This is a genomic window from Bacillus cereus group sp. MYBK15-3 (assembly GCF_051916765.1).
In the GTDB taxonomy this organism is placed as follows: Bacteria; Bacillota; Bacilli; order Bacillales; family Bacillaceae_G; genus Bacillus_A; species Bacillus_A cereus.
In genome coordinates, this window is sequence record NZ_JBQAHG010000002.1 from 855,118 (window position 1) to 879,035 (window position 23,918).

Below are 23,918 nucleotides of genomic sequence, written 5' to 3' on the forward strand. Positions count from 1 at the left end.
ATGGCGATAAAGCAAACGAATAATCCTAAAGTTGATCTTGTTTATCGGAAGAGAAAAAGTGCGGAGGAAATGAGGCATCAAGTTATTACGTTTGCATTAATGATTTTTTTAACATTAGTTGCATTTGTAGCAGTGGCGTATCCAAAAACTTTTAGTCCGATTTTCTCTGTACCGTTTATTTTACTATTAGCAGTGGTACAAGTAATTTTTCAATTGTATTATTTTATGCATATGAGTCATAAAGGACATGAAGCAGCAAGTTTCTTTCTTTACTCAGGTCTGCTAATAGGGTTAATTACAATTTTAGCTTTTATGACAATCGTGTGGATTTGAAAAGTGAAAAATAAGGGAGCTTGTGTTGTCACAGCTCCCTCTTCATATTATGAGATAACCTTACGAAGGTAGGTGTGAAAATGAGTAACTTGTGGATATTTGGTTTTCAGGCTTTATGGAGTCCTATCTTTTTATTATTTATGCTTTCGATTCTTATTGGGTACTTCTTAATTATTGGGCCATATAGAATGCGATTTGAAAATGCGACGAAGGTAAGTAAGAAGCAAATTTTTTATTTTACGACTGGTATTGTTCTTTTGTATTTTGTAAAGGGAGGGCCTATTGATTTAATTGGCCATATTATATTTAGTGCTCATATGTTTGAAATGGCAGTCATGTATATTGCAGTTCCGCCGTTACTGTTGCTTGGTATACCAATTTGGTTATATCGTTACATTACTTCTTTTAAGTTCGTTCAAATTATATTAAATGCATTTGCTAAACCACTTATTGCGTTGTTTGTATTTAACGGCCTGTTTTCTTTTTATCATTTACCAGTTGTTTTTGATACAGTAAAACAAAGTCAAATAGCTCATCCTATTTGTCTCGCTATATTGTTTTTTACAGCAATCATGATGTGGTGGCCGATGTTAAATCCATTACCAGAATATCAAACGTTAAGTGATATAAAGAAACTTGGTTATATGTTTGCTAACGGTATATTATTAACGCCTGCTTGTGCGTTAATCATTTTTGCGACAGCGCCGTTATTTGCAACGTATACGGATCCGGCTGCTTGGATGAAAGCGATGGAACTATGTGTACCAGCGGGCACTTTATCGGATTTAAATATAACGGGACCAGAATTTTTGCACTGGATGCCAGTCGTACAAGACCAGCAAACTGGTGGTATCATAATGAAAATTGTCCAGGAAATAGTGTACGGTACAATTATAGGCTATGTATTCTTTAGATGGGCACGTAGAGAACGTGAAAAGGATAAGGAGCAGTTGCAACAATTGCCGCCGTATTTACAGACTAAGTAAAAAAGTGTATGGGATTCCATGCGCTTTTTCTTTTTAGTTTTAGTTACCTTAAAAAGATTGAATTTTCTAACTTTTTATGTTAAGTTAGTGTAGGCGTGTACTAAAAGTGGAGATAAAATTTACTACTAGCTTTCATGCGTAATAATTCCATATGTAGTGCAAGTTTTTTAGAGAGTTACAAATATATACTGTTATCTTTAATAAACACGAACTATTTTAAGGGGGAGTTTAAATGGGTAGTAGTGGAAGTATGGTAAAGCCGATTAGTGGTTTTTTGACAGCACTAATTCAATATCCAGTACCAGTAGTAGAATCGCGTACAGACATTGATAAACAAATTCAACAAATCATAAAAACAATTCATTCGACCAAATCAGGTTACCCTGGTTTAGAATTGATAGTATTTCCTGAATATAGTACACAAGGGCTCAATACAAAAAAATGGACTACAGAAGAATTTTTATGCACAGTGCCTGGGCCAGAAACAGACTTATTTGCTGAGGCATGTAAAGAATCTAAAGTATATGGTGTTTTTTCAATAATGGAGAAAAATCCTGATGGTGGAGAGCCGTATAATACAGCAGTTATTATTGATCCACAAGGTGAAATGATTTTGAAGTATCGTAAGCTAAATCCTTGGGTGCCAGTCGAGCCTTGGAAAGCTGGAGATTTAGGCTTACCTGTTTGTGATGGACCTGGAGGAAGTAAATTAGCTGTTTGTATTTGTCATGATGGCATGTTCCCTGAAGTAGCTCGTGAAGCGGCCTATAAAGGTGCAAATGTCTTAATTCGTATTTCTGGATATAGTACACAAGTTAGTGAACAATGGATGCTAACGAATCGTTCAAATGCATGGCAAAATTTAATGTATACATTGTCGGTAAACTTAGCGGGTTATGATGGTGTATTTTATTACTTTGGTGAAGGACAAGTATGTAATTTTGATGGGACTACTTTAGTACAGGGTCATCGAAATCCTTGGGAGATTGTTACTGCTGAAGTATATCCAGAACTAGCAGATCAGGCTAGATTAGGATGGGGATTGGAAAATAATATATATAATCTAGGTTCAAGAGGATATGTAGCAACTCCTGGTGGGGTGAAAGAAAATCCATATACGTTTGTAAAAGATTTAGCTGAAGGTAAATATAAGGTCCCTTGGGAAGATGAGATTAAAGTAAAAGATGGATCTATTTATGGATATCCAGTAAAAAAAACGATTCATTCTTAGGGAAGGGAAATGAAACAAGCGCATCATATTGATGCGCTTGTTTTTGTTAATCAATAATTTGAAATTCTTTTAACTCTTTTTCGACATTTTGTAGGAGTTGTTCGCTTTTTTGAAGTACATTCGTTGGGAAAGTCTCATCATCACCATATTCAACGCCGTGAGGATAATAATGTTTTCCTAATAAGGGGGGGAGTAGTTTTACTTCAGCGTGTCTACTGCCAATGTCACCTTCAACAGCAACTCCTTGCACTCGTAAATAATAAACATCCTTTAATATTTCAAATTTATAATCGTATGTAACTCGTTCATAATCCCACTGTCCGGCAAGTACGAAGTGGTTGTTTTCCATGATTTCAGTTAAAAGAGTTAATTCAACGACGGCTCCATTAAATTTCGTATTTGTAAATTGCATATAATACCTCCTTTTTTAATGTTACACCATTATTTTTATAATAGTATGAATAATAAGAAAGTGCAATTCATATTGAGAGAAAAGGGATAATCCAGACTTTTTTCACAAAAATATGATATAGTGAAAAGAGTACGGTACACACAAAAAGAAAGAAAAGGATTTGTGTATATCTCAATTTTATGTTTTGTTCAGGAGGTATATCGTTTGAAGAAATTATTGCGTATCGTAATGATTACATTTTTAATTTTAGCTGTTGATTTATACGGGAAATTACTCGTTTCACAATATATATTAACCCCATCTCAATCAAAGCAAGAAAATAAAATTGTGAAAAAGAAAAAGCAAATTAAGGAAGACTCCTCAGACACTGTTTTAAATATGATTGGTGAAGACTCTGAAAACCTATTAGCAAAGTGGGGAGAACCCTCTCGAATAGAGCCATCTGCATACGGATATGAATGGTGGGTATACAACCAGGATTTAACTCAGTATGTTCAATTTGGAGTTTCTGAACGTAAAGTTGTAACGGCATACGCAGCTGGTGAACAAGTTAAGGTTCCACCTTATTATATAAATGAAAAATATGAAGAAGTATATAAAAAAAGTCCGCTTTCGCATGAAATTTCATTAAAAAGAGGGAAAAATAGTTATCAATTTGAGCTATCTGATACCGAAGTCATGGAACAACCGTTAATACCTGTAGAAGATGGATGGGCGCAATTGTATTTTGATCAATTTACACATGAGCTTGTTGGTGTTCGTTATATGGATGATGAAACTTTATTACGCCAAAGACCGTATCAGCTCGTTTATTCAGGTGAATTAATAGCAGAACAACCATTGACTCCAGAAAAAATAAAACAAGTAGAAAATGGGAATATGCAACAAATTTTTGATTTAACAAATATCATTCGAAGTCGTCATAAATTACCATTATTAACATGGGATCAGGAAACAGCAGATGTTGCTGTTGGTCACAGTAAAGATATGAAAGACAATAATTATTTTTCTCATGACTCACCTACATTAGGTACGCTAGGAGATCGTTTGCAGCGCGGGAAAGTAGGATTTCAACTTGCTGGTGAGAACATAGCGGCGCAACATAGTGATGGAATTGCGGCAGTGCAAGGTTGGTTAAATAGTGAGGGGCATAGAAAGAATTTATTAAATGAACAATTTACAGGATTAGGTGTTGGTGTATACGATAAATTTTATACACAAAACTTTATTCGAAAATAAAGCGAAACTGTAAGCGGTGGGGTGTTACATCACCTAATTAGTTACTTCGTATTCACTGAATTGTAGGTGGGAATCTGACCGTATGCAAATAGCAGAAAAAAAGGTGCATGAATCGTCTAAAAATAGGCGAACCATGCGCCTTTTTTTTCTTACTATATAGTAGATATACATGGAGAGGTGAGGATTATGCCAACAACAAAAGGACCGTTACATCCATCGGTTCAACAGTTTAAAGAATTTGTAAACCATCACCCTAAAATGGTTCATGAGGTTAGAAGTGGTCATAAAACATGGCAACAATTTTATGAAGAATGGTACTTACTTGGTGAAGAAGATCCAATATGGGCAACTTATAGACCGGATGGAGCGCCTGCTTTTTCTTCGGTAAAAGAAAATAAAAAAGAAAAAGATAATCGAACTGAAGAGGAAAAAACTGCTGATGTGATGGGGCAAATGCTTTCTTTTTTTAAAAAGTTGGACGTGGAACAAATGCAGAACCATTTAGCCAATGTGACGAGTGCAATTGGGAGCGTGCAACAAGTTATTCAGCAATTTCAAGGTAACCGTACGCAGCAAGAGCAAAGTACTTCAGAAAATAACCCGTTTTTCTTTCAAAAGGATTAGGGGGAAAGATGATGAGAGCAGAAATTATGGAGTTTATAAAGGCTGATGAGGATTTATCTCGTTATATTAGGGAGCAACCGTACTGGTATAGAAAATTAACACGAAATCCTGAAGAAAAAGAGGCTTTTGAGTTAGCGGCGATGCAACATTTCAAAAAAACGATACCAGATAAAGTGGAAAAGTTTCAAAATCAATTGGCCGTTGCTTCGATTATGATTGATATGTTTCAGTATATGAAGCAACAAAACGCAACCTAATTGGAAGTGAAAAATATGTCCGTCATGCAGAACTTTTGTTACAATAGAAGTTGATTATTTAAAAAGGAGTTGCAGCATGACGGAAATTTGTTTAGTACGACATGGACAAACTGATTGGAATTTTCAAGAAATTATTCAGGGGCGAGAAGATATTCCGCTTAATGAAGTTGGTAAGAAGCAAGCGAGTCAAAGTGCAGCTGCTTTACAAGAAGAAACGTGGGATATCATTATAAGTAGCCCGTTAATTAGAGCGCAAGAAACGGCTAATGAAATCGCAACGGCAGTTGGATTACAATCGATTTTATTAGATGAGCGATTTGTTGAACGGAATTTTGGAGAAGCTTCAGGGAAGCCGGTTGCGGCTGTTAGAGAGTTGATTGCTGAGGGTAAAGTAGAAGGTATGGAGCGAGATGAAGAGATTGTAGCTCGTTGCTTTGCTGCTTTAGAAGATGTTGCGACAACTCATTTTGGCAAACGTATTATTATTGTTGCTCACTCACACGCGATAAAAGCGATTTTACATGCCATTGAACCAGATGAAATTACATTTAAGACACCATTAAAAAATGCGTGTATTAGTTATGTGAAACAAAATAGTGGAAAATGGGATGTTCTTAAATATAATATAGCGGAACATATTAATGTATAAGTGTGTACGGATATAGTGTAAAAATAGTTACGTTATATCTTTCTTTTGAGTAAGTCACTTCAATTAGTAGTTCTAATCTAAATGTGGTATGATGGATACTCGGAGGTGTCTCTCATGATTGTAGCGACGCTAGAAAGCGTATTAATATTAGATAAGGCAGAGCAGCTTGCAAAAGCGATTATCTGTTCAGATATAGCAGAAGATTATCGTAAGTATTATAGAGAATTACATGAAGATATGGAACTTCAGACGCTAATCCAGCAATTTACAGCGATGAAAGAACGGTATGAGGAAGTACAGCGTTTTGGAAAATACCATCCTGACTATACTACCGTGTCGATGGAAATGAGAGAATTAAAGCGTTCTGTGGACTTACATGATAAGGTTGCAGCTTTTAAAAGAGCAGAAACTGCTTTGCAGAAGTTATTAGACGAAGTTAGTGTAGCAATCGGTTCGGAAGTGTCTTCTTCCATTAAAGTGCCAACAGGAAATCCATTCTTTGATGCTGGTGGCTGTGGTGGAGGTTGTGGTACTGGCGGAGGTTGTGGTTGTAAAAAAACGGGGTGATGTACCCCGTTTTTTAGAAGTTGGAAGAAAACGTATACAGAGTTTGTCCTGTAATGTTATAAATTTCTGATTGGTTTTCATAGAATATAAAATATATGTTTTTAAAAGGAGAAGATGGAGAAGATTATGTTCGGGCAACGACAAAGTATGATTGTTTATTTACATTCATTGAAACATGCCAAGATTTTAAGGAAATATGGTAACATACATTACATATCAAAACGATTAAAATATGCTGTAGTATATTGTGATATGGAACAAATTGAGCATATGATGCATAAGTTGAACAAACTTCCTTTTGTGAAAAAGATAGAACAGTCGTATCGCCCGTATTTAAAAACGGAATTTGAAAATTCCCGTCCTGATCGAGCAAAAGAATACGATTATAGCTAATAGAAAAAATCCCCTGCTAAATTTAGCCGGGGATTTTTCACTTGAAATAACACGTTATTTCATCGGAGGAATGAAATTGTTCATTCGTAAAATACCAGTTAAATGATTAAAAAATAGTTCTTTTTCTGGGAAAGTTGTAGATGGTTTTACAGTAAAGGTAGCCACTTTTTTCCCGAGTTGTTCTGCCGTTTCTTCAAATAAAATGACACGTTTACTTTTTTTATTTTCAAATACAGGAATGCCTTCACGACATATGTATAATGGTTGGAAATCACCAGTAGTAGTTGGTTTTAATATTACAACAAGCGAACACACTTTTTTATCGTTTTTTATCGTTTCAAATTGTAACATATGTGCTATACGTTCTTGATTTGTTTTGGCAATTTCAAGTAATTCATATAAATCAGAGTAGCCTTCTCCAAGTTCTATAAAGCGTTGAATCATATCTTTTCCTCCTCTTTCTTTTACTGTACCATTTCACTTTTTAAATGAAAAGCACACAAAGAAAAAAAACCCTGCATAGCAGGGCCCTTCTTATACTAGCATGTACTAGTAAGAAGGCAAAGGGAGAGGAGAAACCGGAGGAAGAACTTATGGGGAAACGTAAGTCTTCTCCGCGGTTGGCAACAACATCGAAGGTGATGTTGTTATAATTATTTATGTCCAATCTAAATGAAGATATACATAATGAAATTAAATTTTATGTTGGGCTTTTTATTTTTCTTTTTTTTATTTTGTGATAGGATAAAAAAGATAAAGTGGAACTAATATACATATTGGGTTCATATTAGTGAATGATGAGATGAATACATAAAAATAACGAGAGGTTATTTGAGGCCGAGTTTTTCTATAGTTAGGTGAATGTGGTTTGTTAACGGTTACCGAAGTGGGAATGGCTTTCTATAATCGCTCGATAGATTGAAATAAAGGTAGTGACAACAGATGAGAGTAGTTTCAGGAAAATGTAAAGGACACCCACTTAAAGCGGTTCCTGGTAATACAACACGTCCAACGACAGATAAAGTAAAAGAATCTATTTTTAATATGATAGGTCCTTATTTTGATGGTGGTATCGCCCTTGATTTATTTGGTGGTAGTGGTGGTCTTGGAATTGAGGCTTTGAGCAGGGGGATCGATAAAGTAATTTTTGTTGATCGGGATAGTAAAGCAATAAAAGTAATTCATCAAAATTTAGAAAGTTGTAGAGTACAGGAACAAGCTGAAGTATATCGAAATGATGCTGAACGTGCAGTAAAGGCGTTAATAAAACGTGAAATGTCATTCGATCTTATATTAATAGATCCTCCATATAAAGAGCAAAAAATTGTATCTTTAATTAGTGTAATGGATCAACATGGATTGCTACATAGTGATGGATTAATTATGGCAGAGCATGGTAATGATGTAGTTTTACCTAATTCAATAGGAAGGCTTGTAAAAGTACGAGCTGAGAATTATGGGATTACTGCAATATCGATTTATAAGTATGAAGGTGAGGGGACAGAATGACAAGTATAGCTATTTCTTCAGGAAGTTTTGATCCAATTACCCTTGGGCATCTGGATATTATTAAAAGGGGAGCAAAAGTATTTGATGAGGTGTACGTAGTCGTTTTAAACAATTCATCAAAAAAACCATTCTTTTCAGTTGAAGAGCGATTAGAACTAATTCGAGAAGCGACAAAGGATATCCCGAATGTAAAGGTAGATTCGCATAGTGGGCTATTAGTAGAGTATGCAAAAATGCGTAATGCAAATGCAATATTACGTGGTTTACGAGCAGTTTCTGATTTTGAATATGAGATGCAAATTACTTCTATGAATCGAAAATTAGATGAAAATATTGAAACATTTTTTATTATGACAAACAACCAATATTCATTTTTAAGCTCGAGTATTGTAAAAGAAGTTGCGAGGTATGGAGGAAGTGTAGTGGATCTTGTACCCCCTATTGTAGAGCGTGCTTTAAAAGAAAAGTTTCAAACCCCGTTAAAGTGAACGGGGTTTTTCTTTATACGTGCGCAAAAATAATAAAATAACATATAAGTATAGACAAAATAATGTAAAAATTGGTCCATAATGTATAAAAGATGTCCAAATTTCATGTAGTATAGAAGGATGCTCGGATAAAAATACAGGAATATCTTTTGGCATAGGTGAGAAAGAACTCACTTTCTCATAAAATGGTGTCCAAAATACAAATGTAAAAATAGGGGCAAGAATACTTTGAATAATTCGTGCGAAAAAATAGGGTTTAAATCGGATATCTGTTTCAGCTAATATGCTAGCAACTTGTGCCTGAATAGAAAGACCGCTAAATGCTAAAATGAAGCTTGTTACCATAGCTTGTTGTAAGAGCGGTGTTTCATTTATTTGACTAATCATTTGGCTTCCGAGTGTCATTTCGAAAATACCTGATAATATAGGTATACTAAAATCTGTACTTAGTTGGAAGAATGATAAAATATGTTGCATAATAAAAGAAAGAGCTGCTGTAATGTGGAATACAGTAATCATTTTATTTAACACAGAGAATAAAATAATAAATCCGCCAATCATAAGTAATGTTTGAATAGAAGAAACAATGGCATCCCCAAGTAATTTACCAATTGGTCTTTTTTCTTGTAAGCGTGTCTCGTGAAGAATTAAAAAAGGGTTTTGAAAGCGACGTTTTTTTGTAGTGTGTGTATTATTTTTGTAAGCGGTATTATCGCCGTAAAAACGCATAATTAATCCGACAGCAAAGTTACTGAAATAATGGGCAGCGGCTAATATAATTCCTAATTTCGGATTATTAAAAAAACCGATAGACACAGCACCGAAAATAAAAAGTGGATTAGAAGAATTTGTGAAAGAAACGAGGCGCTCCGCTTCAATCTGAGTTAAAAGATTGCTTTTTCGTAGTCTAGCGCTTAATTTGGCGCCTGCAGGGAAACCAGAAGCCATTCCCATCGCCCAAACAAATCCGCCTATCCCTGGAACGCGAAAAAGTGGGCGCATGAGTGGTTCTAATATAACGCCAATAAATTTTACAACACCAATACTAATTAGAAGTTCCGCAATGATGAAAAACGGTAGTAGTGAAGGGAATACAACTTCCCACCATATATTTAACCCGCGAATAGAAGCTTGCAAAGCGGCTTGGGGGTGGAGTACAAGAGAAAAGGTTAAAAATAGCGTTGATATGGTAAGGAAAGCGGTTTTCCATTTTTCATACATGTAAGTAAATCCCCCTTTGTCCCAAAAAACGTTCATTTCAGTATACGTGGATACGTAGTGAATTTAGACCATAAGTATGAAAAAGGAATGAAAAAAATTAAAGGGTGAGAAAAATGAAAGAACCAAAGATTGGTTTAGCACTTGGGTCTGGAGGAGCGAAAGGGTTTGCTCATATTGGTGTAATAAAGGTTTTAAGGGAAGCCGGTATCCCTATTCACATGATTGCAGGAAGTAGTATGGGGGCGCTAATAGGTACGTTTTATGCGGCGAGTAGTAACGTTGAAAGATTGTATAAATTGGCATCTGTTTTTAAGCGGAAGTATTATTTAGATTTCACGGTACCGAAAATGGGATTTATTGCTGGAAAACGTGTCAAAGATATGATTAAAATGTTTACATATAATAAAAATTTAGAAGAGTTAGATATCCCGACGGCTGTTGTGGCTACTGACATATTGAAGGGGGAAAAAGTGGTTTTTACAAGTGGGCCAGTTGCAGATGCGGTGAGGGCTAGCATATCTGTTCCTGGAGTGTTTGTACCAGAAAAAATAGATGGAAGATTATTAGTGGATGGTGGAGTCATTGATCGCATCCCAGTATCGGTTGTGAAAGAGTTAGGGGCCGATATTGTTATCGCTGTTGATGTATCTCCAATTAAGGTGAATGGCGATGTTACGTCCATTTATGACGTAATCATGCAAAGTATTGAAATTATGCAGCATGAGCTTGTAATGAATCGGCAAATTGCATCGGATTTAATGATGCGACCAGCTGTAGAGCAATTTAGTTCACGTGCTTTTACAAACATTGAAGACATTATTCGAGTTGGAGAAGTAGAAGCAGAAAAACATATTTCAAATATTTATTTATTAATTGAGCAGTGGAAGGAGAAACATAATGTTTAAGCGTTTTCGGTTTATATATGCAATCTTAATAGGGGTTATATTGGCGATGTTACTTGTTTACGTACGTTTACCGTATTATATAACAAAACCAGGAATGGCTGCCAAATTGGAGCCTTATGTTCAAGTTGAGGGTGGAACGAAAGAATCTGGTGATTTTATGCTTGTTACGGTTTCAATGGGACCAGCAAATGTGGTGAATTTAATAGCGGCACAGTTTAATAAATATACACATATTTCGAAAGCGGAAGAAATATTGCAAAAAGGTGAGAGTGATGAAGAATATCAATTTCGCCAAAATTATGCGATGAAAGATTCGCAAAATGCAGCAATTTATAATGCATATAAACGTGCAAATCGCTCAGTATCTTTTGAAAATAAAGGTGTATTAGTTGCTGGTGTGGCAAAAGGAATGCCGTCAGAAGGAAAGCTTAAGCTTGGTGATGTTATTATAGCTGTTGACGGAAAAACATTTGAAAAGACGGAGCAATTTATTGAATATATGACAGGGAAAAAAGAAAACGATGCTGTAAGTATTGAGTACATGAGAAATGGAAAACAATTGAAAGAGAATTTAAATGTAAAGACGATTCCTAATGGGAATGGACGTGTCGGTATAGGTGTTTCTATCGTTACGGAAAGAGAATTAGTGGTCGATCCGAAAGTGAAAATTAATTCTCATGAAATTGGTGGACCATCCGCAGGTTTAATGTTCACATTAGAAATATATAATCAACTTGTGGAAGAAGACTTAACGAAAGGACATGAAATAGCTGGAACAGGTACAATTAATGAAAAAGGAGAAGTGGGCCCAATTGGTGGTATAAATCAAAAAGTGGTGGCTGCTAGCGATGCGGGGGCTGAAGTGTTCTTTGCGCCAAATGAAAAAGGTGCGGAGAAATCGAACTATAAAGATGCACTTGAGACTGCAAAGGATATTAAAACAAAAATGAAAATTGTACCAGTAGATACGCTGGATGATGCGTTAACATATTTAGAAAAGATGGATAAGGAAAAAACCTCTCTGAAATAGAGAGGTTTTTTATAGGAATTTTGTAGTTGTTTCATCATAGCGAATAGGATGGTGTGTTATATCCTGTTTTAATAGTTGTGTGCGTAACGGTTCGTGCATGATGGAGAAATATACAGAGTTTGCTTTTTTCTCTATATCTAAAGCGGCATGGTCGAATGTTTTTGTATGAGTAAGGATTGGAAGTTCGATTTTTTTCTTGTTTTTTGAAAGGTAAGTTTGTCCTTTTTGTGACATGCCTAGCAGGCGAATATATGGTGCGTGTTGTTTTATATTTGCGCTACGTATTTCTTCTTTTGTTGTGTTTGTTAAAATGTGTGTACAAGCTCTTTGTAATCTAGTCCATGTATAACGTTTTGTTTTTAATGCTTCCATGAATGAATAGAAGGAGGAACTGTTTTGTATTTTTGATAAAATACGATGCTCTAAACCTTCTTCTATTTCATATATATGTCGTAAGTCCCCTGGAGACATCGTCATGAGTTTATATTTAAAAAATGAAAAGTATTGTTCCCAATTATGTAATATCCCGTAGTTTTGTTTGTAATTTGCTAAAAGCGAAGTGGTTGCCTGTGGGAGAAAAGGTTTAATTGTTGTAAATGACCCTTCTTCGCTAAAGAGTTGTTTTCGGATGCTTGTTGCGCTTGCAATATGTTGGTCATTAAATGTTTCATCATGATAATGAGAGGCAAATCTTTTTATAGTTTGAGCTTGTATAGAGCTATTTTGTGACAGAATTGCTTTCATATATTGGAAGCCTAAAATATTATTTGGTTGTGACATATCTATGTTTTTTTCAGATGTTAAAATGTGTGAGAAAGCATCCGATGTTGCTTTTGCATAACTATTACCAGCGTCCATGAATTGTTTTACAAGGTAGTTAAAAGTCTCTTCTTCGTTTTTTTGTACGGAGATGGTATTATAAAAATTTTCGATTTGTCCATCCTCACTACCGAAACAAATTTCAGAAACACGTAGGGCATTTAAAATGGAAATAGCACCATTTGCGAAGGTTTCAGCCTTTTGTGTTGCAAAGACGTATGGAAGTTCTACAACAAGGTCTACGCCGTTTGCTAAGGCCATTTTAGTGCGATACCATTTGGAAATGAGTGCGGGCTCACCACGCTGTAAAAAAGGACCACTCATAACGGCAATTATTATATCAGATTGTGTTAACTTTTTTGTCTGTTGCACATGATAAAGATGACCGTTATGAAAAGGGTTATATTCAACAACAATACCACCAGCTTTTATGGTAATCTCTCCTTTCGATGTAGCATCTTTTTGAAAAACGTGATACTCTATATATTATTTACTATGATGACTTCATTATAGTGTAAAGAAAAAACATTGACAAATATAAAATGGCTAGCTATAATTTTGTTTGTTGCCTTGAGGTGATATGATATGAAATGGTCCATCCATCAATTGAATAAATTGAGAAATAAAGGATTGACATTGGATGAGATGGTAGATGTAAGTGAGCTAAAAGAGGTCGAGAAAGATATTCGTGAAATTAATCCTGTTCATGTAACGGGAAGAGTTGATTTTGGCTCCGGTAAGTTTACGTTTCATCTACATATAACTGGAAGCATGGTTTTACCATGTTCTCGCTCTTTAGTAGATGTGACATTACCATTTGACATTAAAACAACTGAGGTGTTCCAAACTTCACAAGAAGAATTTGAAACTGAAGCTGAAATTCATTCTTTAGAAGGAGAAGTACTTGACTTACTGCCCGTAATCAAGGAAAATATACTTTTGGAGATTCCAATGCAAATTTTCAGTGATGATGTTTCTGGTGGAGCACCGACGCAAGGTCAAGACTGGCAAGTGATTTCGGAAGAAGACAAAGAAAAGACTGTTGATCCAAGATTGGCAGGACTTGCAAAGTTTTTTGACAAATAATCGGAAGACTGGTTCAGGCCTTCATATGAAAATAACTATTTCTTTTAAGGAGGTGGGAAGAATGGCTGTACCTTTTAGAAGAACTTCTAAAACAGTAAAAAGAAAGCGTCGTACGCATTTCAAATTATCAGTACCTGGTATGGTAGAGTGCCCAAGCTGTGGTGAAGCGAAATTAGCTCACCGTGTATGTAAAGCATGCGGTACTTACAAAGGTAAAGAAGTAATCAGCAAGTAATTGCGGGAAAATAAACGCAGAAGATATCTTCTGCGTTTATTTTTTTTGTCTTAATCTTTAGTTGTTGTATTCTATCTTTTCTAGTAACTGCATATGCTTAATAAAAAATGCATAGGGAGGACTAGAGAGATGGCGACAACAAGACAAGATGCTTGGACTGATGATGAAGATTTGCTTCTGGCAGAAGTAGTACTCCGGCATATTCGAGAAGGTGGAACACAACTTTCTGCCTTTAAGGAAGTGGGGAAAAATTTATCTCGTACACCAGCAGCATGTGGGTTTAGATGGAATTCTTACGTAAGAAAGCAATATAAAGAACGTATTGAGGAAGCAAAGCAACTTCGTAAAGTAGAAAATTATGAAGTGAAAGAGACAAAGGTGTTAGAACCTACGTCAATTACGTTGAATGATGTTATTGATTTCTTACAAAATTATAAAGATGAAAACTCTTTAACGGTGTTGCAACAACAAGTTGAATCATTACAAACAGAAAGAGAGCGTCTTCTAGAGCGATTATCAGTATATGAAGAAGAGTATAGAACACTACTTGATTATATCGATCAAAAAAGAAGTGTAATGGTAGCGGAAAGAAACAATGCTCGCTCGAATGAGAAGTTAGAGAAGCTTAAGAAATAAAAAACAGCTGTTATACAGCTGTTTTTTTATTTCTTAAGCCGATTCTTCGTTTGTAACCGCATTCAAATTTGCTTCTGGCTGCCAAATATAAAAATCTCCATCAGTTACTGATACGGGGTTGAAATTTAATTTATCCCAAAAACCAGCTGAATGAATACGTGCTATCGTTTTAATAGGAAATTGCATTTGTTTCGCATGATTTACAAGCATTTGCCCGAATCCTTGTTTTTGAAAAGTTGGTAATACTTCAAGTTTATAAAGTTCTAGGTAGGGACCTGTAATTTCGAATGGTTCTCCACCGTTTCTTTTCATATATAGACTCATACGTGCGATTAGTGATCCGCCATAATAAATACCGTAAAATGGAGATTCACTGTCGTTTTCAATAATGTTTGCTTGTAATTCTTCCAGCATAGATAGTTCCTGGGCTCCGCACCCTTTAAATTTTTTGAATTCATCTAACGTTTTATAATTGATGAGCAAGCGCTCAACTTTTGGGAATCCCATTACATCACATCCTTTTCTTGTCTCGTTGAATGCAGAAAAGTAAAAATATTTACAATAATAGTATAACTCATTTTTTTATTTTTATGAAGAAGATAGTATATTTCTTTTTTTATTTTTTTGAGGATTTGCTAAACTAAGAGTAGAAGCGTATTAATAGGTGGTACATACATAGTGAAAAATGAGAGTATATTTGTTGGGCAGAGGACAGCGGAATTATAGGGCGTACTCAGGTGCTTTAAAAAGATATAAAAGGGGGGAAGGCAAGGGCACTTAGTGTGAATTCCTTGTGTGAAAATGAAAATTGGAATTGTCGGACCAGGTGCTATTGGTCTATTGTATACATTTTATTTACAAAAAAATAACCAAGATGTTACGTTGTTTACAAGAACAGCTAAGCAAGCTGAAGAATTAAATGAAACAGGTGTAACTTGTATTAGAGATGGAAGATGTGAAACAGTATATCCATCTGTTTTACCGATAGAAAGTATGGTAGCGCAAAATTTAGATTATATATTTATTGCTGTGAAGCAATATCATATAGATGACGTACTACCGTTTGTGGAAGGGGCATCATCATTAATCTTTTTGCAAAACGGAATGTCGCATCTTCAAAAGATGCTGAACATAGGGAGTAAAAATATAGCTGTTGGTATTGTAGAACATGGTGCGAAAAAAGAGGGAGGGCATATCGTTCATCATACTGGGATAGGGATAACAAAATTTGGAGTGGTTTGTGGTCAATCTATACATTTGAAAAAAATATTCAATTATTTTCCTTTTGCTTATTTTCCAGTTCAAATAGAAACGGATTGGGAAGAGATTATGCATAAAAAATTAGTAGTAAATGTATGTATCAATCCGTTGACAGCACTATTGGGAGTTAAGAATGGTGAATTAATCACGAATCGTTTTTTTTATCAAATGATGGAGCAAGTGTTTCAGGAGGCAGCATTTCTTATTAGAGGAGAAAAAGAAATGGTATGGCAAATGGTACGAAATGTGTGTGAAGGAACGTCTCGTAATACATCTTCTATGCTAGCGGATGTAAGAGCGAGTAGACAGACGGAAATTAATGCGATTGTTGGATATGTATTAGAAGAAGCTAAGAAACAGCAACGACCAGTTCCGACACTTCAATTTTTGTTCGATGCAATAAAAGGTTTAGAAACAAGAGTATAAGTGTTATTCTTTGCTTTTACGTGAAACATTGACTACAATGTGGATTGGTGAGAGAACTGGATACGAAAGGAAGAATTATATGGAGATAAAAGAAATCTCTGTTCCGCAACAAGGTATTGTAGCGGACTATATGAACGGTAAAAAAGAGATACAGTCATGTTTTGATTATATGTTAACAGAAGATGCTTTTAAACAACGTTTACATGATTTGCGTGAAAGGGAGTTTTTCCGCCAAGATTTAGTAGCGCATTTATTAGAATATAATACAAAATTACAAGCGGGAGAATCTACACTTCAAAATGTAAAAGCGCTTGGAGATGAAAATACATATGTTGTTATAGCTGGACAACAAGCGGGGTTATTAACTGGACCGCTTTATACAATTCATAAAGTTATTTCAATTTTACAGCTTGCAAAGGAAAAGGAAGAAAGTTTAGGAGTTAAAGTTGTCCCTGTCTTCTGGATTGCGGGTGAAGACCATGATATGGATGAGATTAATCATACTTTTGTAGCGAAAAATAAAAAGATGAAAAAAACTATTTTTTATGACCGTAATCCGAAAAAGGCAAGTGCTTCTGAGTCTGAACTTTCTGTTGAAGATTGTAGAAATTGGATTGAAGAGATTTTTAAAACATACCCAGAAACAAATTTTACAAAAGATGTATTAAAATTTGTTGATGATGCTTTGAAAAAATCGAATACGTATGTAGATTTCTTTGCTCATCTTATTACGAAAATCTTTGCTAATTCTGGTTTAATCCTTGTTGATTCACATCATCCTGAATTAAGAAAGTTAGAAATTCCATTTTTCAAGCGAATTATAAGTAAGTATAAAGAGGTACAAGAGGGTCTTCGTAATCAGCAGGAAGTAATTAAAGAACTAGGATACAAACCGATTATTGAAACGAAGTCTCATGCAGTGCATATATTCATGGAAATAGATAATGAACGAGTATTGCTTGAAGAGCATCAAGGTAAGTTTGTTGGAAAGGATGGGGCGCATTCCTTTTCATACGAAGAGTTGATTGAAGAGATGGAGAGAAATCCGGCACGTTTTAGTAATAATGTTGTAACACGTCCTCTTATGCAAGAGTATGTATTTCCTACGCTCGCATTTATTGGAGGTCCAGGGGAATTAGCTTATTGGAGTGAATTACAACAAGTATTCCATACTGTCGGTTTTCAAATGCCACCTGTCGTTCCTCGTCTTACAATTACTTATGTGGAGAGAGATATAGCGACAGATTTATTCGATCTGCAATTGAGAGAAATTGATCCGTTTTTAAATGATGTCGATAAACTGCGTGAAAACTGGTTGTCTAATCAAATAGAGGAACCGATTGATGATCATTTTGGAAAGGCGAAAAAAGAAATTGCCGATATTCATACATCTTTACAGCAATTTGTAAAGAAAATAGAGCCAGGGTTAGGTGCGTTTGCAGGGAAAAACGAATTGAAAATTAATGAACAAATTGAACTGTTGGAAAGAATGTTGAAAAGAAATGTTGAGAAAAAGTATGAGGTTCAGCTAAATAAATTCCGCCGTATACAATTCGCACTTCGTCCATTAGGTGCACCGCAAGAACGTGTGTGGAATGTATGTTATTATTTAAATCAGTTTGGTTTGGATTTCGTTGATCGTGTAATGGAAAACCCTTTTTCTTGGGACGGAAAACATCATGTTATAAAACTATAAAATCTTGCTCTTTGGAGCAGGATTTTATTTTTATTCCGTTGAATTTACTGTGAAGTGATTTTTTTCTGAATTATCAATCGAAAAATGTTAGATATGGCAATTGTGTTGGATACTTAAATATATGACAAAATAGCACAAAATGTAAACGTATTATTCGCTTTTTCGACAGTTTTTTATTTAAATTCCCGCAAAAGATGATAAAATTTAGTATATAATAAAAGAAAATAGCGATTTGTATAGTATGTTGCCTTTGTTGGTAAGTTAAATGAGTCGTTCTTTCGTATTATTTCATTCTCTAAGCGTGAAATATGTGTTTAGAGGAAGGGATACATTCAACATAATTAATTGGAAAAAGAGTAGGTGCAACAATGTTTAAACACGTAACAGTGCTTTTAAAGGAAACAGTAGACGGCTTAGATATAAAGCCAGATGGTACATATGTAGATTGTACACTGGGGGGAGGAGGACATAGTTCTTATTTATTATCCCAATTAACTGAAGGTGGAAAATTAATAGCGTTTGATCAAGATGAGATAGCGATTCAAAACGCGAAAGAAAAGTTCTCTTCATACGGTGAACAGTTTATAACAGTAAAGAGTAACTTCCGTTATTTAGCTGAAAAACTGCAGGAAATAGGTATAACAGAAGTAGATGGTATTTTATTTGATTTAGGTGTTTCATCCCCACAATTAGATACACCAGAACGAGGCTTTAGTTATCATCATGATGCACCGCTAGATATGCGGATGGATCAAGATGCCCCATTAACAGCGTATGATGTTGTAAATAGCTGGTCATATGAACAACTTGTAAGGATTTTCTTCCAATACGGTGAAGAGAAATTTTCAAAACAAATTGCAAGAAAAATTGAAGCTTATCGTGAGAATAAAGCTATTGAAACGACAGGAGAATTAGTAGAGCTAATTAAAGAAGGTATTCCGGCTCCAGCTCGTAGAACGGGTGGGCATCCTGCTAAGCGAGTGTTTCAGGCAATTCGTATAGCTGTAAATGATGAATTAAAAGTATTTGAAGAAGCATTGGAATCTGCTATTGAGATGGTTAAGCCAGGTGGAAGGGTTAGTGTTATAACATTCCATTCATTAGAAGATCGTATTTGTAAAACAACGTTTAAGCGAAATAGTACAACGCCACAATTGCCGCCAGGATTACCGATTATTCCTGATGAATTTAAGCCGAAATTAAAGCTTATTACAAGAAAACCGATTTTACCTTCTGATATAGAGCTAGAAGAAAATAATCGTGCGCGTTCTGCGAAGTTGAGAATCGCTGAAAAACGATAAAAGGGAGAGAGAGGTATGACTAATTTAGCTGTAAAGTACAAACAACAAGCGCAAGAAGAGGTGCAAATTCAAACGCCCCCACAGCAGATGGCTAAGCCGAAGGTTAAAGCGAAAATTACAAGAATCGAAAAACTGTTGTATGTAGCGTTTATTGGCTTTTTATTGTATGCCTGTGTCGCGTTTATTGGAAATAAAGCAGGCCTTTATCAAGTTAATGTAGAAGCAGCGACGATAGAAGAAAAAATTGTACAGCAGCAAAAAGAAAATCAAGAATTACAAGCTGAAGTAGAGAAGTTAAGTCGCTATGAACGAATCGCTGAAGTTGCAAAAAAACACGGGCTAGAAATTAATGCGAATAATGTGAAAGGCCTCAAATAAGGCAATAGGTGTGAAGGAACGATGAAGAAGAATATGACTAAATTTCATACCAATAAGGGAGCAGGTTATTTTATGATATTTTTCCTCCTGCTCTTTTTGCTGTTATTAGCCCGATTTTTTTACATACAATCAACAGGAACAGTTCATAATCAGGATTTAGATGCACTTGCTAAACAAAAGCATAGTAAAAAAGGAGTTCTTGAAGCGAACCGAGGAACCATTTATGATCAAAACGGTCATGTGTTAGCGCAAGACGCAAACTCTTACAAAATGGTAGCTGCACTAAAAGGTGCTAACTCAGTTGAGAATAAAGAAGATACTGCAAAGAAAATTGCAGGAGTACTTGGAAAAGGCGAAGAGGATATTTTAGCTTCTTTAAATAAGGAAGGTAGAAGTCAAGTCGAATTTGGAACGTTAGGCAAGGATTTGACGAAAGAAAAGAAGGAACAAATAGAAGCGTTGAAGTTGCCGGGGATATCTTTTATTACAGAAAATGCAAGGGTGTATCCAAACGGTGATTTTGCATCTTACGTTATAGGTCATGCAAAACCAAATGAGAATGGAACCTCGGTAGGTCAATTTGGCATAGAGAAAAGCTTGGATAAATACTTAAGTGCCTCGAACGGAGAAGTAGCATATACAGGTGATCGTAAAGGTGTGTCCCTTGATGGGGGAAAAGTTAATGTAAAGGCACCTAAAAATGGAGATAACGCTTATTTAACAATCGATCAACGTGTCCAAAGTTATTTAGAAGACGCGATGAAAGCAGCAAGTAAGCAATATGAGCCAGAAAGTTTAATAGGGATTGTTGCAGATCCGAAAACTGGGAAAATATTAGCGATGTCTACTAAACCTAGTTATGACCCTAATGATCGTCAAATTAAATATTTCTTCAATGACGCGATTGCCAATGCATTTGAACCTGGATCAACAATGAAAATTTTCACGTTAGCGGCAGCTATTAATGAAGGTGTGTACAAAGGCCAAGATTATTATCAGTCCGGGACATATCAAGTCGGAAATAGGAAAATAAAAGATCATAACGGTGGTGCTGGTTGGGGCTCTATCACGTTTGATGAAGGGGTAGAGCGTTCTTCAAACGTAGCGTTTGCAATTTTAGGAGATCAAAAACTTGGTCCAGAACGTTTCCGAAAATATATTCATAGTTTTGGATTAGATGAAAAAACGAACATTGATTTATCAGGTGAAGGATCGAATACAATTTTATTTGATCAGCAAATACAACAAGTGACAACAGCTTTTGGACAAGGTTCCACTGTAACACCAATTCAGCTTGTACAAGCTGCAACGGCCATTGCAAATGATGGGAAAATGATGAAACCTTATGCAATTGATAAAATTGTAGATCCGATAACAGACAAAGTAAAATTAGAACATAAGCCAGAAGAAGTAGGAAAACCTGTTACAAAGGAAACAGCAGCGCAAGTAAGACAATTATTAGAACGTGTTGTTACATCTCCGAAAGGTACAGGGACAGCTTATAAAATTGATGGATATTCAGTTGGTGGTAAAACAGGTACAGCGCAAATTCCGGATGGAAAAGGCGGCTATATGACAGGGAGACAGAATTATATATTCTCATTCTTAGGTATGGCACCAATGGACGATCCACAACTTGTTGTGTATGTAGCTGTTAAACAGCCTAAATTAAAAGATGATGAGAACGGTGCACAACCGTTAGCTGATATTTTTAAATATGTAACAAAAAATAGTTTAGAGTATTTAAAGATTAAGCCAAATGAAGTGAAAGATCCGAAAAAACATCTGAAAGAACAACAAACTACTGTTCCGGATGTAAATGGTAAAACGATGGCTGAAGCGGGGAAAGCGATTGATAAAGCAAAACTTCGTCCAATCGTACTAGGTGAAGGGAAAGTACAGCAACAAGTACCAAAAGCGACTGAACAAACATTAAAAGGCGACCGAGTCTTCTTGGTAGGAGATAAGCCTACAATGCCAAATATACAAGGATGGGCACTGCGTGATGTTATGAATTTAGCGAAGACATTACAGCTTAACTTGAAACCTTCTGGTACAGGATACGTAACAGAACAAAGTGTGGCGGAAGGAACATTATTACAACCTGGTACAGAATTAGGTGTCACACTCGTACCGCCACTCGAACCACAGCAAGAAGCAGAAAAGCCGTAATGGTAAAAGAGAATAAGTTCTAATTAAATAAGTACAAGCATATATTGGAACAAGCTAGGCGTAAGGGAGGCTTGTTCCGATATGCGTGTATCAAATGTAACAGTTAGAAAACGACTTATTTTTATACTTATATCAGGTATACTTATTTTCACGATTATCGATATTCGTCTTGGATATGTGCAATTTTTTCTTGGGAATATGTTAACGGATCGTGCGAAAGATTCATGGAGTCGTAATATTACTTTTGAACCCGAACGTGGGAAAATTTTAGACCGAAATGGTGTGGAACTTGCCACGAATAAAAGTGCTCCAACTGTCTTTGTTGTACCGAGGCAAATTGAAAAACCAGCGGAGACTGCAGAGAAGTTAGCTGCAGTATTAGGTGTGGAAAAAGATGAGATTTATAAAAGGATTACAAAAAAAGAATCGATTGTAAGGTTAGATAAAGGCGGAAGGAAAATATCACATGACAAAGCGAAAGAAGTACGAGGATTAAGTCTGAAGGGCGTGTATATCGCAGAGGATTCTATCCGGTACTATCCATTTGGAAACTTTTTATCACATGTATTAGGTTTTGCAGGTAGCGATAACCAAGGTCTTATGGGACTAGAAAAATATTATGATAAAGAGCTAAATGGGGACAAAGGTCATGTGCGTTTTTTTGCAGATGCGAAAGGACAAAGGATGCCTAATGTTGGTGATGATTTCAAAAAGCCAGAAGCCGGTTTAAATTTAGGATTAACAATCGATGCGCGTATTACAAGGATTATGGAAAGAGAAATGAATATTGCGGAGTCAACTTATAATCCTGACGGTATGATTGCGATTGCAATGAACCCTAAAAATGGTGAAGTTTTAGGGATGTCTAGTCGACCGAGTTTTGACCCAGCGGATTTTCAAAGTGTCTCTCCAGAAGTGTATAACAGAAATCTACCTGTATGGAGTACGTATGAGCCTGGTTCAACATTTAAGATCATTACATTAGCTGCAGCATTGAATGAAAATTTAGTAGACTTAGAGAAGGATACGTTTTATGATGATGGAGCAGCTGAAGTAGGTGGAGCTAGATTGAAATGCTGGAAAGCAGGAGGTCATGGCAGTCAAACGTTTTTAGAAGTCGTTCAAAACTCATGTAACCCGGGATTTATTGAACTTGGTGATCGCCTTGGTAAAGACCGATTATTTAAATACATTCGTAATTTTGGTTTTGGGCAGAAGACTGGAATTGACTTGCAAGGTGAAGGCAGTGGGATTTTATTTAATTTAGATAAAGTTGGTCCAGTAGAGCAAGCAACAACTTCATTCGGCCAAGGAGTTTCTGTTACGCCGATTCAACAAGTAGCAGCTGTAGCGGCGGCTGTAAATGGTGGAACATTGTATCAGCCGTATATAGCTAAGGAGTTTATTGATCCGAAAAATAATCAAGTTGTTAGTAAAAAGACACCTGTTGAGAAAAGAAAAGTTATTTCCAAGGAAACTTCAGAAAAAGTTCGTTATGCATTAGAGAATGTTGTAGCGAAAGGTTCTGGTAAAGGTGCTTATATTGATGGATATCGCGTAGGTGGAAAAACGGGTACTGCTCAAAAGGTGAAGGATGGTAAATATTTAGAGAATAATTATATAGTATCTTTTATCGGATTTGCTCCAGCGGATGATCCAGAGATTGTTGTGTATGTAGCTGTTGATAATCCAAAAGGGGTTACACAGTTTGGTGGAGTGGTAGCAGCTCCGATTGTCGGGAATATCCTTCGAGATGCACTTCCTGTTATGGGAGTGAAACCGAGAAAAGAACAAGTTGAGAAAGAATATAAATGGGGCGATACACCAACTGTGGAAATTCCGAATTTAATTGGAATGAAAAAGAAAGACTTACAAACACAACTCGTCGATTTGAAGCTTGATATAAGTGGAGATGGAGAGAAAGTAATTAAACAATCACCAGAAGCGGGAGCTAAAGTAAAAGAAGGCTCAAAAATTAGAATTTACTTCGGGAATTAAAGGTAACATAGTACGTTTTATGGTACAATTGGTGGAAGTGAGTTCTTTATAGAACAGTTACTTAATT

The 23,918-nt window shown here is 35.8% G+C and carries 27 protein-coding genes; 22 read left to right on the top strand and 5 right to left on the bottom strand.

What is annotated here, in order from left to right; all coding sequences use genetic code 11:
- The 3 genes from ctaF to ACTFR8_RS13015 all read left to right on the top strand — a co-directional run bounded on the left by ctaF (window position 1) and on the right by ACTFR8_RS13015 (window position 2,550).
- A complete protein-coding gene (ctaF, locus tag ACTFR8_RS13005) occupies window positions 1-333 on the top strand; it encodes a cytochrome c oxidase subunit IVB (RefSeq protein WP_000985706.1) in 333 nt (110 codons plus the stop codon).
- Between the two features lie 80 nt (window positions 334-413).
- On the top strand, window positions 414-1,319 hold the full coding sequence (gene ctaG, locus ACTFR8_RS13010) for a cytochrome c oxidase assembly factor CtaG (protein WP_000069028.1): 906 nt from the start codon (window positions 414-416) through the stop codon (window positions 1,317-1,319).
- Window positions 1,320-1,551: 232 nt separating this feature from the next.
- Complete coding sequence (locus ACTFR8_RS13015) at window positions 1,552-2,550, top strand: formamidase (RefSeq protein ID WP_000535813.1); 999 nt, start codon at window positions 1,552-1,554, stop codon at window positions 2,548-2,550.
- A 46-nt stretch (window positions 2,551-2,596) separates the two neighbouring features.
- Here the strand turns inward: ACTFR8_RS13015 and ACTFR8_RS13020 are convergent, their stop codons facing one another.
- The gene (locus ACTFR8_RS13020; RefSeq protein WP_001160947.1) at window positions 2,597-2,962 is read right to left on the bottom strand and encodes a YugN family protein; all 366 of its coding nucleotides are present in this window, start codon (window positions 2,960-2,962) and stop codon (window positions 2,597-2,599) included.
- A 204-nt stretch (window positions 2,963-3,166) separates the two neighbouring features.
- Between ACTFR8_RS13020 and ACTFR8_RS13025 the strand changes: the two genes are divergently transcribed.
- The 6 genes from ACTFR8_RS13025 to ACTFR8_RS13050 all read left to right on the top strand — a co-directional run bounded on the left by ACTFR8_RS13025 (window position 3,167) and on the right by ACTFR8_RS13050 (window position 6,691).
- Window positions 3,167-4,201, top strand: a complete 1,035-nt coding sequence (locus ACTFR8_RS13025; RefSeq protein ID WP_000735378.1) for a CAP domain-containing protein — start codon at window positions 3,167-3,169, stop codon at window positions 4,199-4,201.
- Between the two features lie 186 nt (window positions 4,202-4,387).
- Window positions 4,388-4,825 carry a YlbD family protein gene (locus ACTFR8_RS13030; RefSeq protein ID WP_001143346.1) on the top strand — a complete coding sequence of 146 codons (438 nt, stop codon included), beginning with the start codon at window positions 4,388-4,390 and terminating at the stop codon, window positions 4,823-4,825.
- A gap of 11 nt (window positions 4,826-4,836) precedes the next feature.
- Window positions 4,837-5,082 carry a YlbE-like family protein gene (locus ACTFR8_RS13035; protein ID WP_001200990.1) on the top strand — a complete coding sequence of 82 codons (246 nt, stop codon included), beginning with the start codon at window positions 4,837-4,839 and terminating at the stop codon, window positions 5,080-5,082.
- Between the two features lie 76 nt (window positions 5,083-5,158).
- The gene (locus ACTFR8_RS13040; RefSeq protein WP_000134947.1) at window positions 5,159-5,731 is read left to right on the top strand and encodes a histidine phosphatase family protein; all 573 of its coding nucleotides are present in this window, start codon (window positions 5,159-5,161) and stop codon (window positions 5,729-5,731) included.
- Between the two features lie 114 nt (window positions 5,732-5,845).
- The gene (locus tag ACTFR8_RS13045) at window positions 5,846-6,298 is read left to right on the top strand and encodes a YlbF family regulator (protein ID WP_000634364.1); all 453 of its coding nucleotides are present in this window, start codon (window positions 5,846-5,848) and stop codon (window positions 6,296-6,298) included.
- Between the two features lie 126 nt (window positions 6,299-6,424).
- Window positions 6,425-6,691 carry a YlbG family protein gene (locus tag ACTFR8_RS13050; protein WP_002082261.1) on the top strand — a complete coding sequence of 89 codons (267 nt, stop codon included), beginning with the start codon at window positions 6,425-6,427 and terminating at the stop codon, window positions 6,689-6,691.
- A 54-nt stretch (window positions 6,692-6,745) separates the two neighbouring features.
- On the opposite strand, the gene ACTFR8_RS13055 is transcribed toward ACTFR8_RS13050, so the two are convergent.
- The gene (locus ACTFR8_RS13055; protein ID WP_000616018.1) at window positions 6,746-7,135 is read right to left on the bottom strand and encodes a DUF7147 family protein; all 390 of its coding nucleotides are present in this window, start codon (window positions 7,133-7,135) and stop codon (window positions 6,746-6,748) included.
- Between the two features lie 498 nt (window positions 7,136-7,633).
- Here ACTFR8_RS13055 and rsmD point away from each other — a divergent pair, with 498 nt between their 5' ends.
- Together rsmD and coaD are read left to right on the top strand one after the other, a co-directional pair.
- On the top strand, window positions 7,634-8,200 hold the full coding sequence (gene rsmD / locus ACTFR8_RS13060) for a 16S rRNA (guanine(966)-N(2))-methyltransferase RsmD (RefSeq protein ID WP_001266981.1): 567 nt from the start codon (window positions 7,634-7,636) through the stop codon (window positions 8,198-8,200).
- On the top strand, window positions 8,197-8,688 hold the full coding sequence (gene coaD / locus ACTFR8_RS13065) for a pantetheine-phosphate adenylyltransferase (protein ID WP_000200601.1): 492 nt from the start codon (window positions 8,197-8,199) through the stop codon (window positions 8,686-8,688). The genes rsmD and coaD overlap by 4 nt, the downstream gene beginning before the upstream one ends.
- Here the strand turns inward: coaD and ylbJ are convergent.
- Window positions 8,680-9,909, bottom strand: coding sequence for a sporulation integral membrane protein YlbJ (gene ylbJ / locus ACTFR8_RS13070; RefSeq protein WP_000273083.1), 1,230 nt, complete (start codon window positions 9,907-9,909; stop codon window positions 8,680-8,682). The genes coaD and ylbJ overlap by 9 nt on opposite strands.
- A 113-nt stretch (window positions 9,910-10,022) precedes the next feature.
- Between ylbJ and ACTFR8_RS13075 the strand changes: the two genes are divergently transcribed.
- Window positions 10,023-10,814, top strand: coding sequence for a patatin-like phospholipase family protein (locus tag ACTFR8_RS13075; protein WP_000662588.1), 792 nt, complete (start codon window positions 10,023-10,025; stop codon window positions 10,812-10,814).
- Complete coding sequence (locus ACTFR8_RS13080) at window positions 10,807-11,844, top strand: SepM family pheromone-processing serine protease (protein WP_000476280.1); 1,038 nt, start codon at window positions 10,807-10,809, stop codon at window positions 11,842-11,844. The genes ACTFR8_RS13075 and ACTFR8_RS13080 overlap by 8 nt, the downstream gene beginning before the upstream one ends.
- A gap of 9 nt (window positions 11,845-11,853) precedes the next feature.
- On the opposite strand, the gene ACTFR8_RS13085 is transcribed toward ACTFR8_RS13080, so the two are convergent.
- Entirely contained in the window at window positions 11,854-13,035 is a 1,182-nt protein-coding gene (locus ACTFR8_RS13085) for a nucleotidyltransferase (RefSeq protein ID WP_044584815.1), read from the bottom strand.
- Between the two features lie 213 nt (window positions 13,036-13,248).
- Here ACTFR8_RS13085 and ACTFR8_RS13090 point away from each other — a divergent pair, with 213 nt between their 5' ends.
- The 3 genes from ACTFR8_RS13090 to ACTFR8_RS13100 all read left to right on the top strand — a co-directional run bounded on the left by ACTFR8_RS13090 (window position 13,249) and on the right by ACTFR8_RS13100 (window position 14,620).
- Entirely contained in the window at window positions 13,249-13,749 is a 501-nt protein-coding gene (locus ACTFR8_RS13090; RefSeq protein ID WP_000872149.1) for a YceD family protein, read from the top strand.
- A 61-nt stretch (window positions 13,750-13,810) separates the two neighbouring features.
- Window positions 13,811-13,984: a 50S ribosomal protein L32 gene (gene rpmF, locus ACTFR8_RS13095; protein WP_001984764.1), complete on the top strand. Its 174-nt coding sequence runs from the start codon at window positions 13,811-13,813 to the stop codon at window positions 13,982-13,984.
- Window positions 13,985-14,113: 129 nt separating this feature from the next.
- Window positions 14,114-14,620, top strand: coding sequence for an RsfA family transcriptional regulator (locus ACTFR8_RS13100; protein WP_000246468.1), 507 nt, complete (start codon window positions 14,114-14,116; stop codon window positions 14,618-14,620).
- Window positions 14,621-14,653: 33 nt separating this feature from the next.
- On the opposite strand, the gene ACTFR8_RS13105 is transcribed toward ACTFR8_RS13100, so the two are convergent.
- Window positions 14,654-15,127 (bottom strand): N-acetyltransferase, encoded by a 474-nt coding sequence (locus tag ACTFR8_RS13105; RefSeq protein ID WP_000506695.1) that lies wholly within the window; start codon window positions 15,125-15,127, stop codon window positions 14,654-14,656.
- 294 nt (window positions 15,128-15,421) lie between these two features.
- Here ACTFR8_RS13105 and panE point away from each other — a divergent pair, with 294 nt between their 5' ends.
- The 6 genes from panE (at window position 15,422) to ACTFR8_RS13135 (ending at window position 23,851) form a co-directional block, all read left to right on the top strand.
- The gene (gene panE, locus ACTFR8_RS13110) at window positions 15,422-16,306 is read left to right on the top strand and encodes a 2-dehydropantoate 2-reductase (RefSeq protein ID WP_000690047.1); all 885 of its coding nucleotides are present in this window, start codon (window positions 15,422-15,424) and stop codon (window positions 16,304-16,306) included.
- 79 nt (window positions 16,307-16,385) lie between these two features.
- Window positions 16,386-18,002, top strand: a complete 1,617-nt coding sequence (gene bshC, locus ACTFR8_RS13115) for a bacillithiol biosynthesis cysteine-adding enzyme BshC (protein WP_252209685.1) — start codon at window positions 16,386-16,388, stop codon at window positions 18,000-18,002.
- Between the two features lie 368 nt (window positions 18,003-18,370).
- Window positions 18,371-19,303: a 16S rRNA (cytosine(1402)-N(4))-methyltransferase RsmH gene (gene rsmH / locus ACTFR8_RS13120; protein WP_000472508.1), complete on the top strand. Its 933-nt coding sequence runs from the start codon at window positions 18,371-18,373 to the stop codon at window positions 19,301-19,303.
- A gap of 15 nt (window positions 19,304-19,318) precedes the next feature.
- Entirely contained in the window at window positions 19,319-19,681 is a 363-nt protein-coding gene (ftsL, locus tag ACTFR8_RS13125) for a cell division protein FtsL (protein WP_000182804.1), read from the top strand.
- 21 nt (window positions 19,682-19,702) lie between these two features.
- The gene (locus ACTFR8_RS13130) at window positions 19,703-21,853 is read left to right on the top strand and encodes a penicillin-binding protein (RefSeq protein ID WP_000739958.1); all 2,151 of its coding nucleotides are present in this window, start codon (window positions 19,703-19,705) and stop codon (window positions 21,851-21,853) included.
- An 81-nt stretch (window positions 21,854-21,934) separates the two neighbouring features.
- A complete protein-coding gene (locus ACTFR8_RS13135; protein ID WP_252209684.1) occupies window positions 21,935-23,851 on the top strand; it encodes a stage V sporulation protein D in 1,917 nt (638 codons plus the stop codon).
- The last annotated feature ends 67 nt before the right edge of the window (window positions 23,852-23,918 follow it).